The sequence below is a fragment of the Neisseria sp. P0021.S005 genome (assembly GCF_051956955.1).
This window is the reverse complement of record NZ_JBQCWY010000963.1, coordinates 1-450: the sequence shown is the minus strand read 5'-3', so window position 1 is coordinate 450 and position 450 is coordinate 1. Positions and strand designations below refer to the sequence as shown.

Here is a 450-nt window from a genome sequence, read left to right as displayed (position 1 = left end):
CCCTTGTTTCCCAACGAACTAGCAAAACATCGGGCGCGGTTTCGCTTGCTTTATCCGCCGCTGCAACCATATAAGCGGCATTCATTGATTTATTTTCAGAGCCTGACATGACACAAAATCACAGCGATATCCGTACACGCTTTATCTTTGACGATATGCCCATCCGCGGTATGCACCTCCGCCTTGAAAAGGTTTGGCAACACATCGTCAACCAAAAACATTATCCTGTCGCCCTCCGCCGCGCTTTGGGCGAGTTGCTGGCCGCCGGATCTTTATTGTCTGCCAACCTTAAAAACGAAGGCCCGCTGATTGTTCAGGTTCAAGGTCAGGGCAGTCCGAAAATGTTGGTGGTGGAAGCGACTTCTGAAAATACTGTCCGCGCTACTGCCCGTTGGGACGAAACCGCTGAAACCCGTGATGACGAAAGCCTGAATGCGCTGTTGGGCGAAA

The 450-nt window shown here is 51.3% G+C and carries 1 protein-coding gene; it reads left to right on the top strand.

Annotated elements, in window-relative coordinates; translation table 11 throughout:
- Nucleotides 1–107 precede the first annotated feature (107 nt).
- A partial coding sequence (locus ACTHUE_RS20380) for an Hsp33 family molecular chaperone HslO (protein WP_440424318.1) occupies nt 108–450 on the top strand: 343 nt, incomplete at its 3' end.